The sequence below is a fragment of the Rhizobium sp. 57MFTsu3.2 genome (genome assembly GCF_012932765.1).
In the GTDB taxonomy this organism is placed as follows: Bacteria; Pseudomonadota; Alphaproteobacteria; order Rhizobiales; family Rhizobiaceae; genus Rhizobium; species Rhizobium altiplani.
Map to the genome: position 1 here is coordinate 86,648 of NZ_JDWI01000015.1, position 15,118 is coordinate 101,765.

At 59.8% G+C, this 15,118-nt stretch carries 14 protein-coding genes; 9 read left to right on the forward strand and 5 right to left on the reverse strand.

Annotated elements, in window-relative coordinates; genetic code table 11:
- Positions 1-155: 155 nt before the first annotated feature.
- Positions 156-1,184, forward strand: coding sequence for a CorA family divalent cation transporter (locus AF71_RS17175; RefSeq protein WP_025660036.1), 1,029 nt, complete (start codon positions 156-158; stop codon positions 1,182-1,184).
- A gap of 52 nt (positions 1,185-1,236) precedes the next feature.
- Here AF71_RS17175 and AF71_RS17180 read toward each other — a convergent pair whose 3' ends face one another.
- The gene (locus AF71_RS17180) at positions 1,237-1,863 is read right to left on the reverse strand and encodes a hypothetical protein (RefSeq protein ID WP_169682257.1); all 627 of its coding nucleotides are present in this window, start codon (positions 1,861-1,863) and stop codon (positions 1,237-1,239) included.
- Between the two features lie 284 nt (positions 1,864-2,147).
- Between AF71_RS17180 and AF71_RS17185 the strand changes: the two genes are divergently transcribed.
- Positions 2,148-2,642, forward strand: a complete 495-nt coding sequence (locus AF71_RS17185) for an Rrf2 family transcriptional regulator (protein WP_018117220.1) — start codon at positions 2,148-2,150, stop codon at positions 2,640-2,642.
- A 165-nt stretch (positions 2,643-2,807) separates the two neighbouring features.
- On the opposite strand, the gene AF71_RS17190 is transcribed toward AF71_RS17185, so the two are convergent.
- Together AF71_RS17190 and AF71_RS17195 are read right to left on the reverse strand one after the other, a co-directional pair.
- Positions 2,808-3,848 carry a porin gene (locus tag AF71_RS17190; RefSeq protein WP_018857319.1) on the reverse strand — a complete coding sequence of 347 codons (1,041 nt, stop codon included), beginning with the start codon at positions 3,846-3,848 and terminating at the stop codon, positions 2,808-2,810.
- 362 nt (positions 3,849-4,210) lie between these two features.
- On the reverse strand, positions 4,211-5,308 hold the full coding sequence (locus AF71_RS17195; RefSeq protein WP_018857320.1) for an NAD/NADP transhydrogenase subunit alpha: 1,098 nt from the start codon (positions 5,306-5,308) through the stop codon (positions 4,211-4,213).
- Between the two features lie 275 nt (positions 5,309-5,583).
- On the opposite strand from AF71_RS17195, the gene AF71_RS17200 reads away from it, so the two are divergent.
- The 3 genes from AF71_RS17200 (at position 5,584) to AF71_RS17210 (ending at position 8,228) form a co-directional block, all read left to right on the forward strand.
- A complete protein-coding gene (locus tag AF71_RS17200; protein WP_018857321.1) occupies positions 5,584-7,635 on the forward strand; it encodes an NAD(+) synthase in 2,052 nt (683 codons plus the stop codon).
- Between the two features lie 73 nt (positions 7,636-7,708).
- On the forward strand, positions 7,709-7,918 hold the full coding sequence (locus AF71_RS17205; RefSeq protein WP_018857322.1) for a hypothetical protein: 210 nt from the start codon (positions 7,709-7,711) through the stop codon (positions 7,916-7,918).
- Positions 7,919-7,970: 52 nt separating this feature from the next.
- Positions 7,971-8,228, forward strand: coding sequence for a hypothetical protein (locus tag AF71_RS17210; protein WP_245267954.1), 258 nt, complete (start codon positions 7,971-7,973; stop codon positions 8,226-8,228).
- Between the two features lie 9 nt (positions 8,229-8,237).
- Here AF71_RS17210 and AF71_RS17215 read toward each other — a convergent pair whose 3' ends face one another.
- Positions 8,238-9,140, reverse strand: a complete 903-nt coding sequence (locus AF71_RS17215) for a LysR family transcriptional regulator (RefSeq protein ID WP_025660030.1) — start codon at positions 9,138-9,140, stop codon at positions 8,238-8,240.
- A gap of 136 nt (positions 9,141-9,276) precedes the next feature.
- On the opposite strand from AF71_RS17215, the gene AF71_RS17220 reads away from it, so the two are divergent.
- From AF71_RS17220 to AF71_RS17235, 4 genes are all read left to right on the forward strand, one after another.
- Positions 9,277-10,443, forward strand: a complete 1,167-nt coding sequence (locus AF71_RS17220) for an HlyD family secretion protein (protein WP_018857325.1) — start codon at positions 9,277-9,279, stop codon at positions 10,441-10,443.
- A 113-nt stretch (positions 10,444-10,556) separates the two neighbouring features.
- Entirely contained in the window at positions 10,557-12,176 is a 1,620-nt protein-coding gene (locus AF71_RS17225; RefSeq protein ID WP_018857326.1) for an MDR family MFS transporter, read from the forward strand.
- Between the two features lie 30 nt (positions 12,177-12,206).
- The gene (locus AF71_RS17230) at positions 12,207-13,448 is read left to right on the forward strand and encodes an adenylate/guanylate cyclase domain-containing protein (RefSeq protein WP_018117229.1); all 1,242 of its coding nucleotides are present in this window, start codon (positions 12,207-12,209) and stop codon (positions 13,446-13,448) included.
- Between the two features lie 84 nt (positions 13,449-13,532).
- On the forward strand, positions 13,533-13,997 hold the full coding sequence (locus tag AF71_RS17235) for an Rrf2 family transcriptional regulator (RefSeq protein WP_018117230.1): 465 nt from the start codon (positions 13,533-13,535) through the stop codon (positions 13,995-13,997).
- Between the two features lie 6 nt (positions 13,998-14,003).
- On the opposite strand, the gene AF71_RS17240 is transcribed toward AF71_RS17235, so the two are convergent.
- Positions 14,004-15,104 (reverse strand): monooxygenase, encoded by a 1,101-nt coding sequence (locus AF71_RS17240; protein ID WP_169682259.1) that lies wholly within the window; start codon positions 15,102-15,104, stop codon positions 14,004-14,006.
- Positions 15,105-15,118 lie beyond the last annotated feature (14 nt).

Consider the following 15,118-nt stretch of genomic DNA (forward strand, 5'->3'; position numbering starts at 1 on the left):
AGGCGACCTATTTTAAGCACCGAAGCCGGTGGCTGCCGAATCCCGGTGCCGATTCCGCCGGTCTTGCGCCTTTATCGCGACCTGCTAGAATCTCCGGTGCCAAGCTTTTGTGTCGGCTGCATTTTTTGGTTCCCTCTAGCTATATGCGGGGCGCGATGGAGACGGCAGTTACCTCTAAGCTGACCTATGGCGCGGAGCCGGGATTACGCTTCGCCCTGCTCTTGGACGGGTGTGGCGGCTGCACGCAGTTGGACATTGCCCGGGCGCAAATGTGGAAGCCGGAAGATGGGATCATCTGGCTGCACCTCGAGCGCGACCATGCGGCGGCGGCCAATTGGGTCAACCGGGAAAGCGGTCTCGATAGCTTCGTGACCGAAGCTCTTCTCGAAGAGGAAACACGGCCTCGCGTCGAGCCAGTCAACGATGGCCTGCTGATCATCCTTCGCGGCGTCTGTGCGACTGCGCCGGACGAAGCGTCGGAAAAGCAGACCGACATCGATCTCGTGCCGCTCCATATGTGGGTCGATGCGAACAAGGTGATTTCGCTGCGGGACAGCGGTCACTACATTACCGCCCTTCGCGACATTCGCCAGGCGCTCCAGAAAGGCAAGGGCCCGCTACGCACCGGTGACCTGCTGGCGTTGATCGGCGACAAGCTTGTGCGCGACCTGGAGCCAGTGCTCGACTCCATGGACGAGGAGGTGGACGAGCTTGACGAGATGATCTTTCACGGCGAGGCAGGCCAAGTGCGCGAACGCCTCAAGCTGCTGCGTCGGCGTTCTGTCCAGCTTCGCCGCTATCTGGCGCCGCAGCGCGATGCGTTGAACCGCATCGAGCATGATGATGCGCCATGGCTGCTGGAGCGCGACAAGCTGCGGATGCGCGAGGTGATCGACAAGCTGATGCGCTTCATCGAGTACCTCGATGCCATCCGCGACCGTACGGGTATTCTGCACGACGACCTTTCGACGGTGATCAGCGAGCGCATCGCGCGCAATTCCAACCGGCTGGCGGCGCTGGCGGCGTTGCTACTGCCTCCGAGTGTCGTGGCCGGCTTGTTCGGAATGAATGTCGGAGGCATTCCGGGGGTCAACGACACCTGGGCTTTCATCATCATTGTCGTATTCGTGACGATCACATCCGTTGCGACGCTCTGGGTGCTTCGGCGTATCGGCTGGCTTTAGAGCACGGCATCGTCCCAGACTACGAGCCTTGAATGCGCTGTCCTCTATGCGATCAATTCGCTGCGAAGCAGTAGAACAGGCCGTCGCCACCAGTCCCATTGAAGGCTTTGACGGTGCAGCCGCCGCGTGTCGGGTGCGAGGAGTTCCACGACTTCGCTTGGGCGGAGTCATCAAGGCCTGTTCGGTCGCTGTGGCCGACGATCGCGACACCTTCAGCGCCGCCCATCGTCCAGTTGCCGCATGTCTCCGGCGCCGCAGTGCCATCGGCTTTCGAACCGGTGAGCATGTCGTGCCGGTTCGGCGTGTCGCCTCGGCCGTTGATGATTTCGCCCTTCTCATTGAGCGCGGTCTGCTTGGTCAGGTTGTTCTTGTCGCTGTGCAGAGAGGCCACGTCGTCGGCGATCTTTTCGCCTTTGGCGTTATACCAGGGCCCAGAGCCAATGCGGTCCTTTGCATTTTCGGCGTCGGTGGAAAGATAGGCTTTCCAGGTCTTGCCCGTCGAGCCAGCGGCCGTGGCAAGCGTGTTGCAATAGGCGTCCGCACCGGCGAGACCACCGAGATCGCCACCCTTGCCTGGATTTACACTGGTCACGAAGAAACTCATGGCGGCGTCCTGAGCATGGACCCCGACCGCTGAAAAGGCCAAAGCGGCCGCGATATAGGCAAACCTGCGTCTCATGGCGTCTCTCCCCGGTTGAAATTTCTAGCGGAAGGAAGCGTATTGCAGGTAAGTCTCGGCGTAAAATCGAAATCACGTGATGGGACCTCGGGAGGAGTCTGAAGGGTGCGGCCCCCGCGGCCCGGCTTTTGGCTCATTTCGCAGTACACATCGTACGGTGGTCGTACACGCGCCTGTCGAGGTTTCAGTCAAGTTGGCGTGATTTCAACCACGCGTTCTTGACAATGAGTTTTAGCGGTAAATATCTGTGCTCTCCGGCTTCCGACGCAAGGCCTCAGCTCAGCATGATCGACACGCGCTTTTCGACCGCTTTACAGATTGTCATCAGCGTTGCCGTCAATGAAGAGGCCAATCTCCGCACCACGAGCCAATCACTTGCGCAAGGGCTCGATACAAGCGCAAGCTTTGTCCGCAAGCTGTTGCTTCCGCTCAATGAGAACGGAATTCTTGCTACCTCCCAGGGCGGCAAGGGGGGCATTCGTTTGGCACGACCACGTGACCAGATTTTGCTCAGCCAGATCTATGCCGCCGTGACCGGTGACAAGAAGATCTGGGCGACTCGGCACGATATTCCGCATGAGGGACTCGTGGGTGAGAATATCGGCGACCTTTCGGAGTTTCTGTGTGATCGAGCGGAGCAGGCTGTCGTCGACATGCTTGGTTCGGTGACCATCGAGGACAGTGTGGCGGAGCTGCGTCGACTCGAGGCCGAGAAATCTGCCGGACATCAGCACTCGGCGGATGCTAGCCTCGTGCGCGATCGCCACCCCGCCGAATAATTTCATCCTTAAACTGGAAAGGGGCGGCCGGGCAGGGAACCCGTGCCACCCCTCCTAACTGATCGGAGGTCAATCTGATCAGAACTCTTAAAGCGCGGCGCCGCGCTGCCTTTCCCCGTGACTTTAGCAACGGAGAGAGGCGGAAACGCGGCGCCGCTTTTTTAGTTAGAATGCGCGCTGGAGGCGGAAGAAGCCCGTCGTGACGTCGTCAGCCTTGTCCGAGTCGAAGTAATTGACGGTTGCCTTGGCGTAGAGGTTGTCGACGATCTGATAATCAACTGTGACACCGACCTTCCAGGCGTCGTTGTTGTCGTCGAAGTCGCCCGCGACGATGCCGTAGTTGCCGTAGTACTGAGCGGCCGGGGTGATCTTCAGCTTGTCGGTCGCCTTGATGGCGTACTCAGCCGCGACAACCCATTCGGCGGTCTGATAGTAGGAGTTCGGGCCGCTGGAGTAGATCGCTGCGAGGCCGAGGGTGCCCGGGCCGACGGCAACGGTACCCATGGCGCGAACGGCACCTTCTTCGTTATCTGTGTCGTAGCCGGCCGTGATCTGGTAGCTGAAGATGCCAGCCTTGCCGCCGATGCCGACTGCTACGCCGACGTTGTTCGGGTTTTCACCAGCGCTGAAGTAGCCGTCTTCCAGCTCGTCAACGCTGATGCCAGCGTAGAAGTTTTCAGCTTCGTACTGATAACGGATGGAGTTGTGTAGCGTGACCTTGCTGCCGATGTCGTCCGTTTCGCCCGAGAGACCATCGTCCCACCAGCTGTAGAACAGACCGGCGCGGAAGCCAGCGATGTCGATGTAAGCGGAGTCAAGCAAAGATGCCTGCGACTTAGAGTTGTCGGCATTCGTCTGCAGGACGATAACACCGGTGAGCGGGCCGTATTCGGTGTCGCTCTTGGCGGTGAACTGGACCTGACCACGGGTGTAGGCATCCCAGTCGGAGTCATTCGCAACATAGGTACCGTTGCCAGTGGTTGCGCTGGCATTCGGGCCGGCGTTAACCTGGAAACGGATGTAACCGCTGATCTTCAGGCAGGTTTCGGTGCCCGGGATGTAGAAGTAGCCGCTGCCGTAAGCGTCGCAAACGCGGACGTATTCAACTGGTTCCGGCTCAGCAGCAACGATGGCGTCAGCAGCCTGGGCGCTCGTAAAGGCAGCCAGGGCCGCCGCCGAGCTCATAAGGATCATCTTAATGTTCATTCTCAGTCCAATCTTTTGTCGATTGGGCACAGGTCATCACTGCCGAAACCGGCTCTACCTACCCCAAATTGTTTCGTACAAGCCCTTGCGGGAAACGCGGTACGTCCGCAGCGCCAAATTACATTTCCCGTTAAATGTATCAATAATAGATACAGTCAAAAATTGGGTTTTGCTGCAAAGCGAAATCGGGGTGTTGCGCAATCGCAACTGTCACTTTCTGCGCAAGAAGAGGGTTGCTAATGCAACCTGTAACAGTTTGGTATTCAAAGGGTTTTTTATATGGATGTCATCCGGATAATATTGTTGCATCGCAGCATTTGCATCGCCCTGCGGCTCATCCTTTTGTCAACGCTGGGCCTGAATCACGATGACGCGCGCGTCGTTTTGGCCACTTCTTTCAGCAGCGCGGCAGCGGTGGGATCGGATGGATCGAGCCTAAGAACACCATCCGTGTTGATCAGGTGTTCCAGCAGGTTTCTCACACCCTCACTGAAATGCCGGCTCGCTTCGGCAGCCTCGTGGCTCGCAAGTGTCGTGGAGCCGATGATCCGCACGCCGAAGACGTTGATGACTTCGTCGGCTCGCGTCAGTGCGCAATTTCCGCCGTTTTCTGCGGCAAGGTCGACAATGACCGTTCCTGGACTCAGCCGCGAAAGCATGTCTTCGTCGAGGAGGAGAGGGGCAGTTTGACCGGGTATCACGGCGTTTGTGGTGATCAATTGCATCTTCGAGAGGGGATCCGAAAGCTCTCGGCGAAGCCGTGCCAGTTGTTGCTCCGGCAATGCGCGGGGAAAGGGCATCGGAGCTAGGGTCGTGCCGAGAAATCTGGCCCCGAGCCGTTCGATCTTGTCCTGCGAATCCTTGGCAAGGCCAAAGCCATGAGTCAGTGCGCCGAGGCGACGGGCGGTCGCCAATGCCTGCAGGCTTGCAGCATCGCCGCCCAAGGCAGCCATTCTCACCGGCCGCACGAAGCTGCCGTCCACCATCAACATTGGGTGCGAAATGCCGAACTGCCTGGCGGCCTCAAGGACGGCGGCGTGGCCGGTGATTGCCGCTTGTCTCGATGAGATGTCGGCGCCCTTGACCCCCTGCACACAGGAGAGGCGGGCGATGTCGAGGTGGAGCGGTCGCGCTCCGCTGGGAAGACGGGTGGCCAGGGGTGCGTGCGAACCAAGGAAAACGAGGGTCGCGGTCGCTGGAAATACCCGCGTGGTTGCCGGCTGCCGCACGCTCACGAATATGTCCGAGGAGGGCACCATATCAGCGAACTCGGCCGGTTCGCCGCCGGCGACGACATAGGCCTCATCAACGTGGCCCGCGCCGACACCGCAACCGCGCTCGAAACGAACCGACACACGCTTGGAAAGCCGCCGCACGTCCTCCGGCGTCAACGCAACGCGACGCTCACCGGGATGTGTTTCCCGAAGCAGCCCGGCGCGGACGCGGATAAAGTTGGACATTGATCGCTCTGGAAGAGGGTAAATCGAAGTGTGCGCGCGAGCGATATAGGCTGTCTCTTCCATAGTTTTATGACAGTTTGGTAATTTTATTCTGGGCAGTGATGTTGATTTTCACATTGTCACAACTGTCGATAAGCCATTCATTTTAAACGATACTATTTACCGCTTGCATGAGCGATGTCGAATAAGATTGCCGGGTGGGCGAGATCAGGTTTTGCCCGGAGGCATTTGGATGTAATGGTCAGTCATAAGGCGCGTGACTGCTGGAGGCATTGGTGAATTTCTATTCGGTTTACGATCAAGGTTTTGTCCGTGTCGCGGCCTGCACCCCGAATTGCGAGATCGGCGATCCCGATTTCAACGCGCAGGCAACGTTGGAACTGGCGCGGCAGGGACACGCCGAAGGTGTTGGCCTCATGGTGTTCCCCGAACTCGGGATTTCCAGCTACGCGATCGACGACCTTTTGGGGCAGGATGCGCTTCTCAGGGGTGTGGATGCTGCAATCGGCGATATCGTCCGGGCAAGTCGCGACCTGACGCCGGTACTTCTTGTCGGCGCGCCGCTGCAGAGTGGCGGTCGGCTCTATAACTGCGCGGTCGCCATTCACGCTGGTCGTATTCTCGGCGTCGTTCCGAAGATGCATCTCCCGAACTATCGCGAATTCTACGAGAAGCGCTGGTTCGCGTCGGGACGAGACGTACGAGGCGAGAGCATTCGTGCCGCCGGCGAGGTGGTGCCATTCGGCACGGATCTCGTCTTCGCCGCCGAGGACATGGATGATTTCATCTTCCATATCGAGATCTGCGAAGACCTCTGGGCTCCGGCGCCGCCGAGCGATTTCGGCGCGTTGGCCGGCGCATTGATTCTCGCAAATCTCTCGGCCAGCAACATAACGGTCGGAAAGGCTGAGACCCGCAAGCTTTTGTGCTCGGCACAATCGGCGCGCAGCTTGTCGGCTTATGTCTATTCGGCGGCCGGCCCCGGCGAATCGACGACGGACCTCGCCTGGGACGGCCAGGCCTGCATCTATGAGCTCGGCAGCCTGCTTGCCGAAACCGACCGCTTCCCAATTTCGTCGCAAATGTGCGTTGCGGACATCGATGTCGAGAGACTGCGGCTGGAGCGGCTGCGAACGGGCACGTTCAATGATGCGGCGATGCTCACTCTTACCGCCGGTCGCGAATTCCGGCGAGTAGGGTTCCAGTTCAAGAAGCCGAAGGGCGACATTGGCCTCAAACGCCATGTTGCGCGCTTCCCCTTCGTGCCGGCTGACGAAAGCCGCCTCGATCTGGATTGCTATGAGACGTTCAACATCCAGGTGCAGGGACTGATGAAGCGGCTGCGCTCGACCGGCATCAAGCGGCTTTGCATTGGCATTTCGGGTGGGCTCGATTCCACCCATGCGCTACTCGTCGCGGCGCGTGCCTTCGACCAGCTCGGCTGGCCGCGCTCGGATATTCTTTGCTTCACCATGCCGGGATTTGCGACGGGCGACGCCACCAAGTCGAACGCCTGGGCCTTGATGCGCAGCATGGGCGTCACGGCGGAGGAGGTCGATATCAGGCCGTTGGCGCTACAGTTGCTAAAGGATCTGAAGCATCCCTTCGCAGGCGGCGAGCCGTTCTACGATACGACCTTCGAAAACGTTCAGGCCGGCCTGCGCACGGACTTCCTGTTCCGTGCGGCAAACCAGCGAAACGCGCTGGTGCTGGGAACCGGAGACCTGTCGGAAATCGGCCTCGGCTGGTCGACCTACGGCGTTGGCGACCAGATGAGCCACTACAACGTCAACGCATCGGTGCCCAAGACCTTGATCCAGCACCTGATCCGCTGGGTGATCCGCTCAGGGGATTTCAACGAGGAAGCCAATGCGACATTGGAAAGCGTTCTTGGCACGCTGATTTCGCCGGAACTGGTGCCTGCCGATGAAAATGGCGTCATGCAGAGCACGGAGGACAAGATCGGCCCATACGATCTGCACGACTTCGCACTCTACTACACGACTCGTTTCGGGCTTCGCCCGTCGAAAATCGCCTTCCTTGCCTACAATGCCTGGCGGGACGCCGAGGTCGGCGTCTGGCCGCCGCATTTCCCCGCCGACAAGCGCCGCAGTTTCGATCTGCCTGTCATCAAGCACTGGATGGAGGTCTTCCTCTTTCGGTTCTTCACGATCAGCCAGTTCAAGCGGTCGGCATCGCCGAACGGCCCGAAGGTGACGTCGGGTGGTTCCCTGTCTCCCCGCGGAGATTGGCGCGCGCCGTCGGACGGCAACGCCCGGATATGGCTCAAGGAATTGAAAGCGAACGTTCCGGATGTAAAGGCGTAGGCAGAGATGCCTTGCAAAAGCCATGCATCGCGCCAGATGTGGCCCAGGAGCACTCTGAGGTAGCGGTAAGAACGTGACAGATGAAGCTTGTCCATCCGAGGATCTTCCCCGTTACGAAATCCGTCAGGAGCCGCGTGGCAGGTGGACGATCGTCGATACCTTGACGTCCTTGCCGGCGGCAACGGACGGAAGGGATTTCGTCGGCCTTAGCAAGAGGGACGCGGAGGACATCGCCCGCGAACTGAACCTCGCCGTTGCCGAAGGACGGGATCCTCTGATCTGATCTCTTGGAACTTGGCGAACGCCGCCGGCGTTTCGTTGCCAGAGGTGCAATGATGACCGCCAATGACAACAGGCCGGACAATCATTCCAGCGATCGGCAAACTGCTTACGAAGCGCAGGAAACGGCGCTGTCCCGAGAAGGGCGCAGCCTGTCCGCCTGGGCGTTGCTGGGCGCTGTCGCCTTCGTGGTTGCCGCGGTCCTCTTGGCGTTCAGCGTTTGGACGGGCGGTGGCACCAGCCCTGCACCGAGAGCACCGGCAGGGGCAAGCAGCCCCAGCACCGCACCGCCGCCGACGCAGAACACGAACTGACCAAGGCCCTCACGTCATCCATTTCCGGTGCTCCGCGAAGCGCTCCGCGAGGAGGTCGATGAACAGGCGAACTTTCGTCGGCAAGTGGTTGCGGTTCGGATAGATGGCATTGATGCTGAACTCGACGGCGCGATAGTCGCGCATGACCCGGACAAATCGTCCGGAGGCGATGTCATCAAACACAACGAAACTTGGTGCCAGGAATATGCCCTGGCCCGTCGTCGTGAGGTGCCGCAGGGTCTCGGCACTGTTGGATACGACGTTGCCGCCAATCTTCACACTCATCTGGGCGCCATCTGCATCTTCGAAGCGCCATTCGTCTCCGTAGGGGTAATACGTATATTGGAGGCAGTTGTGATTTGCCAAATCCGCCGGGACCTGTGGCGCCGGATGGTTCTCAAGGTAGTTCGGCGAGCAGACCAGGATATGGCGCCATGGCGTCAACTTCCTGACAACAAGGCTCGAATCCGGTGGCGGCACGGTGCGGATCACGAGGTCGTAACCTTCCTCGACCATATCGATCATCCTCTCCCCAACACTCAGGTCGAGCGCGATCGAGGGATATAGCTCAAGATACTCGCTGACGACGGGCAGCAGGAAGCGGACGATGGCCGCGCTGGTATAGACCTTGAGCGTGCCGCGCGGTGTCGAGCTCATTGCACCGGCCGTGCTGTCGGCTTCCTCGAGATCGGCAAGTATCTGAGCCGAGCGTTCGTAGTAGTACTTGCCGGTTTCCGTGAGGCTGACCTTGCGCGTGGTGCGGTTGAGCAACCTGACGCCCAGCCTGTCCTCGAGGGACTGCACGTGGTTGCCGACCATCGTCACCGACATGTTGAGACGGCGCGCGGCCGCTGAAAAGCCGCCGCACTCCACCACGCGACCAAAGACTGTGAGGCTCGTCAGCCGATCCATTGCACCCCCTAGATTATCCGCTCTGAGTTGATGATCCTTCCCGATTTAAGCAGATTATCAGATCGCGCGTAACGACGCATTGTCTGTCTCATCGAATTTAGCCTCGCCTGACGAGGCAAACCACTGGAGAAGGACAATGGTCGAATTACCCCGCAAGGAAGCCTTCGAGGCGGCCGGCGAGCCCGAGGTTGCAAGGGTCACCGAAGCCCCGGCTGCACCGGCAGCGGACGTTGCCTCTGCCGTCGAAGCCAAAGGCAAGAAGGGTCGCAAGCTCGTTAAGCGGACGATCTTGGCTGCCGCGTTTCTTGCCGGTGCCGCCTTTGTGGCGGACTACGGCCATCACTATTGGACGGTTGGCCGTTTCATCGAATCCACTGATGATGCCTATGTGAAGGCCGACTATACGACCGTTGCACCGAAGGTCTCGGGCTATGTCGCCGCAGTCCTTGTCGGTGATAACGATGCAGTCAAGGCTGGGCAGGTGCTCGCCAAGATCGACGATCGCGACCATCAGGCCGCATTGTCCCAGGTCAAGGCCGACGTCAAGGCCGCAACTGCAGCCATCACAAATCTCGATGCGCAGATCGAACTGCAGCAGTCGATCATCGGCCAGGCCAGGGCGACGATCGATGCATCACTGGCGACGCTGGATTTTGCTCGCTCCGATGCGGCCCGTTCGCAACGGCTGATCACCAATGGTGCCGGTACGCAGTCGCGGGCGGAACAGAGCCAATCACTTCGCGATCAGGCGCAGGCGGCACTTGAACGGGATCGGGCCGCGCTGGTCGCCGCGGAAAAGAAGGTGCCCGTTCTTCAGACACAGCGCGAGCAGGCTGTCGCGCAGCGTGAGCGCGCCGCCGCCGCCCAGCATCAGGCTGAACTTAACCTTTCCTATACACAGATCATCGCTCCGGTCGACGGCACCGTCGGCGCCCGCACCATTCGAGTCGGACAGTTCGTAACCTCGGGGACGCAGTTGATGGCGGTCGTGCCGCTGCATTCCGTCTATGTCGTCGCCAACTTCAAGGAAACACAGCTCACTCATGTACGCGCCGGGCAGCCTGTCGAGGTCAAGGTGGACAGTTTCCCCGACGTGGAAATCAAGGGCCATGTCGACAGTATTTCACCAGCGAGCGGGCTGGAGTTCTCACTGCTACCCCCTGACAATGCGACCGGCAACTTCACCAAGATCGTCCAGCGCATCCCGGTAAAGATCGTCATCGACGACGAGAAAGTGAGCGGTTTGCTTCGCGCCGGAATGTCCGTCGAGCCTGAGATCGATACCAAAGCGGCCGTCAGGTAGGTGGTACCGGGAAGGATTATCCAGCCTGACTGGATGATCCTTCCCTCCTTTCCCGAATTATCAGCCGAACCTCGTCATGAGATTGTTTCCGCATAGCCGGAAGGAGAGACGTCATGGCTACACTTCAGATCGTCGCCAACAATTCCAGCCCGCGTCCAGTGGACGCTGCGGCTCCGAAGCCCGCAGCTGCGATGAGCGCCTTTCGCATGTGGAGCGCCGTCGTCGGTTCGACGCTCGGCGCGTTCATGGCCGTCCTCAATATCCAGATCGTCAACGCTTCGCTCGCGGATATCCAGGGTGCGATCGGCGCGGGCAAGGACGACGGTGGCTGGATTTCGACCTCCTACCTGATTGCGGAGATCGTGGTCATCCCTCTCAGCGGTTGGCTTGCTCAGGTCTTTTCCGTCCGCAAGTATCTCCTGACCAACGCCATTTTGTTCCTGCTATTTTCCGTCGCCTGTGCTTTCGCGGCGAACCTCCAGCAGATGATCGTGCTGCGCGCCGTTCAGGGCTTTGCGGGCGGCGTGCTGATCCCCATGGCGTTCACCATCATCATCACGCTTCTGCCGAAGCCCAAGCAGCCGATCGGTCTGGCCCTCTTTGCCCTCTCGGCGACCTTTGCTCCTGCCATCGGGCCTACCATCGGCGGATATCTGACCGAGAACTACGGCTGGGAGTTCATCTTCTACGTCAATCTGGTTCCCGGTTTGCTCATGGTGGGAATGCTCTGGGCGTCGCTCGATCGCGCTCCGATGAAACTCGGTCTGCTCGCCAAGGGCGATTGGCCGGGCATCATCACCATGGCAATCGGCCTTGCCGCCCTGCAGACGGTGTTGGAAGAGGGGAACAAGGAGGACTGGTTCGGATCGGATTTCATCGTCCGCCTGTCGATCATCGCTGTCGTGTCGTTGACGCTGTTCCTCATTATCGAGCTGAAGACCGCCCATCCGCTGCTAAACCTCAGGCTCCTCGTCCGTCGCAACTTCGGCTTCGGGATTGTGGCGAACGTCCTGCTTGGGATCGCCCTTTATGGCTCTGCCTTCGTTCTTCCAATCTATCTGTCGCGCATCCAGGGCTACAATTCCGAGCAGATCGGCATGGTCCTCGCCTGGACGGGCATTCCGCAGCTGCTGTTGATCCCGCTGGTGCCCCGCCTGATGAAGCGTTTTGACGTTCGCTTACTGATCGCCTTCGGTTTTGCGCTGTTTGCCGCTTCGAATTTCATGAATGTCTACATGACCGCCGACTATGCGAGTGACCAGCTCTTCTGGCCAAACGTCATCCGCGCCGTCGGGCAGGCGCTTGTCTTCGCGCCGCTCTCGGCCGTCGCAACAGCGGGCATCGAACAGGAAAATGCAGGTTCCGCATCCGCGCTCTTCAACATGATGCGTAACCTCGGAGGCGCCGTCGGCATCGCAAGCCTGCAGACCTTTCTGAGCAAGCGCGAGCAATTCCATTCGAATATCCTGACGAATTCGATCTCGGTCTTCGAAGAAGCCACTCGGGATCGTGTAGCGAAACTGACCGCCTACTTCATGAGTCACGGTGTCAGCGATCAGGCCGTTGCCACCAACAAGGCCGTCGTCGCCATCGCGCTCAAGCTGCGCAAGCAGGCCAACATCATGGCCTTCAGCGACACATTCTTCGTGCTCGGTGCTGCATTGCTCGTCGCACTGCTCGCAACGCTGCTGCTGAAGAAGCCGGGTCATCTGTCCGGGGGCGGCGCTCACTAGCGCCTCACTCCGCCACCAGGGAGAAACGCCATGAACCGCATCCTCCAAATCGAAACCGAGACCCGCCCCTCAAAGACAGATCGCGTAGCAGGCAATACAAACTCACTGCTGTCGTTGATCGAGTGGCTCTCCGGCGATGAATGCCATGCGCTCGATGAGCCCGGCCTGATCTCCACCCTCGGCCGCCGCCTACTGGCACTCGGACTGCCTATCGATCGCATGACGCTTCATCTCATGACGCTTCATCCGGAACTGATTGGCCGTACGCTTGCCTGGGCTCCGGGCGATCCGGTCGAGATCCACGATCGCGAACACAGCGCGCGCCAGACCTTTGCCAGCAGTCCTTTGCGCAAGGTCATGGACAGCCGCGAGCCGCTGGTTGTCGGGCTGGGTGACAGCATGCACGGCCGCTGGCAGGATATCGATATCTTTGCAGGCCGTGGCCTCGTGCAATTGATGATCGCGCCTCTTTGCAATGCCGACGGGCCGGTGAGCGCGGCTGCCTTCGGGACCCGGCGGCCCGGCGGCTTTACACCTGCCGAAATCCAGGCTCTCGAGCGGATCCTCCCGGCGTTGCGCAACACCTGCGAATTGCGGGTGATGCGTCAAGTCGAACTCAGCCTGCTCGACACCTATATCGGTCCGCTCACAGCGCAGCGCATCCTTGCCGGGCGAGTCCGGCAGGGCGAGATCGAGTCCATTGAGGCGGCTCTTCTGCTTTGCGATCTGCGCGGGTTCACGGAGATATCCAACAGGCTGCCAAGCAACAGCGTGCTCGAGTTGCTCAACGCCTATTTCGACAAGGTCATTCCCGCCATCACGCGCGAAGGCGGCGAAGTTCTGAAATTTATGGGCGATGCCGTCCTTGCGTTCTTTCCTGGCTATGATCCGGCCCGCAGTAGCGCTTCGGCATTGATCGCCGCCAAGGACATTCTGCGTGAGATCGATAAATTCGAGTTCGGCGATATCGCTCTCAACGTCGGGATCGCCCTGCACCATGGCGAAGTCAGCTACGGCAATATCGGATCCGGTCGCCGCCTCGATTTCACGTTGATCGGTCCCGACGTGAATCTGGTCAGCCGCATCCAAACGGCATGCGGAGATCTTCGCGTCCCGCTCCTGATGTCCGATGCATTCCGGTGCGAGGCTCAGGCCGAGGCCGTCTCGGTGGGCTGGCACGCGCTCAAGGGCTTCTCGGAGAAGGTCGAGCTCTTTCGCCTTCCGGAGTCGTTCCCGGGGCGAGCAGAAGGCGAATATAAACTATATAAATAATAGCTATTTGTTGTGTGTTCACGGTTTTGGCGTTATTTGCTGAATAATGGGGATGGAGAGTACGGGGGCGTAAGGCAACAAGAAATGCTGACGAAAAAGGGAAAGTATGGGCTGAAGGCGCTGGTTGACTTGGCGCGGCTTGCGCCGGGGGAAACCGCCTTCATCAATGACGTTGCTTCGCGCAACAACATTCCGAAGAAATTCCTGGATACGATTCTTCTCGAATTGCGAAATGTCGGCATTCTTCGGTCGAAAAAGGGCCCCGGTGGCGGGTACTCGCTGTCGCGTCCGGCGTCTGAAATTCGCATTGGCCACGTCATCCGCACGCTTGACGGGCCTTTGGCGCCTATTCGCTGTGCGAGCCGTACAGCTTACGAAGCTTGCGACGACTGTTCCGATCCCGAAAACTGTCAGGTGCGGCGCTCCATGACTGAGGTCCGCGATGCGATCGCAGACATTCTTGACAATATGACGCTTGAGCAGTTCGTCGCGTCGGGCAGCAAGCTGGACGATGCGGACGAGGAAGTCGCTATCTCGGTTGCCAACTAAGCAGCATCAGCTACCGCCAAAATAATGCTCTGCTGCCGCCCGGTAAAGATCGTCGTCGGCCGCATCATTCGCGCGAATTCGCGCATTTCTCCAATGTCGATCGAGATTCCGGCCGATGCTTGTCGCGCCGGAGCCCGACAGCTCGAACAGTGCGTTGGCGACTTCCAGGGCCGTCCTGCTTGCCATGATCTTGGCAGCTGAAGCGGAGAAGAACGCGAGTTCGACCGCGCCGGTCGATGGGCCGACCTGGGAAAAATCGAGTTTGTTGCCGGCGCTTTCCAGGAGCGCTGCAGTCGCCTGCACGGAAAGGGCAAGCTTGCCGATGCTGGCTGAGAGCGGCGCCTCCCGGAGGTTGGCGAGCGCGGCCCGGGCAATGCCGAGGTCCGTGCCTGCATGGAGTAGGGCGGCCAGCGCCGAACTGGTCGAGTGGCGTTGCCGTTGATTGTCCGTCTCTTCGGCGTTCCCGGTGACACCTTGGGCGACAGCGGTTCCGGCGCCATTCGTCCGTTGCCCGAAACCATCCCAGTCATCGATGATCTGCAGGCCCGCGGCTTCGCGGGGAAGGTAGAAGCGAACCGATTGCCCTTGCGTGTCAGTCGCTTCGACAGCGATCCAATCGGCAAAGAGGATGCCGGGCGCACGCAAGCTCCGGCCGCTTAATTGATAATGGAGGCCGGAGGGAACAGCCGCACCGGCTTCGGGAAAATCTGCTGCGACGAAATGATCGCCGGCAAGGACGTGAGCGAAGAAGAGTGCCTTTCGCTCTTCATTCTGTTCACTCCGGAGTTCCTCGAGCACCGTGAAATGGCGTTCGAGGCACTCCCCGATGGAAGAATCGCCTTCAGCGATTATGGCAACGATCTCGCCGAGAAGCGCATTGCCGACGTCCAGCCCCTCGTTCTCAGGCGGCACGGTCACGGCCGTCAGTCCCGACTGGAAAAGGGCGTCGAGCTCCGCGCGAGGAAACACCCGGTTGATGTCACGCTCGCTCGCCTGCAGCGCAAAGTCCGCGGCAAGGCGGCGCGCGGTGGCTATCGCCTCTTCCTCGGTTTCGATACGGTGCGCGGCTGGTCTTGTCCGGTCTTGAAACCGCGATACGGTTCCCATCGCTTCTCCTATCA